Source organism: Chryseobacterium sp. CG10_8, assembly GCF_058117085.1.
On the sequence record NZ_JBYVEB010000262.1, the window covers coordinates 1 to 807 of the forward strand.

The window sequence follows — 807 nt, forward strand, 5'->3', positions numbered from 1 at the left end:
AACGAAAAAGTATTAGCGAAGGCGGGCGAAAAGTGAACTGAAAGTTCGATTTTCAACCAACTGAAGCCAATGCTTTTTCGGTGAAGTGAAATTACAAAAAAATAACGAAACCGAAAAGCAGTGGCGGCGAAGAATATTCAAATTTTCAATTTGAGTATTCAAGCCCGCTTTTGCTAATACACTGTTAGCTGTTCGGCTTTTTATTTTCACTTATAAATTCAAATTCATTTTTTTCCATCTGTGTAATATGCCTTTGAGCGTGTTGGGCAAGAAAATAGATATATTCATAAACATCAATTTTACCTAAATCGTTTACAGTCATTGTCGTTTTATATAGAACTCCCTCTCCATTTTTAAGTTTTTCGAGATTATCTAAGCATTGATTAACTTGGTCTTTTAATTGTTGTCTTACTTCCTGCAATGTTTTGTCTGAATTTGGTTCCATATGTTCAGGTCTTATCCAATTAAAAGACTTGTGAAGTCCAACTTCGGTAAGTTTATCTCTCTGAAAACTATAGTTTTTTAATTCTTCTTCAATATTTAGTTGTGAAATATTTGCTAAGGATTTTTTAGTTCCTTTTTCAATTAATATTAACAAAAAATGATTTGTCAGACCAATGTGTTCTAAAATTTGGTTGATATTCCATCCTCCATTTTTTGGTGCATAATTTCTTAGTTCAGATTCCTTGTCAAACCATAAATCAACATTGTTGAATGTGGATTGTAAAAAAACTTTTATCTCAGTAATTATTTCTTGTATGTTCATTTTTAATTCCGGGGATTTTGGTTATAAGCTGACAGCTAACG

General features: G+C 31.4%; 1 protein-coding gene. It reads right to left on the reverse strand.

The genetic code is table 11. From position 1 onward, the window contains the following. Positions 1-184: 184 nt before the first annotated feature. A complete protein-coding gene (locus AC4AGG_RS16640; protein WP_489773143.1) occupies positions 185-766 on the reverse strand; it encodes a DinB family protein in 582 nt (193 codons plus the stop codon). Positions 767-807: the final 41 nt, after the last annotated feature.

Coding starts and splice junctions, on each gene's coding strand:
- AC4AGG_RS16640 (WP_489773143.1), bottom strand. CDS start 766: ATGAACATACAAGAAATAATTACTGAGATAAAAGTTTTTTTACAATCC.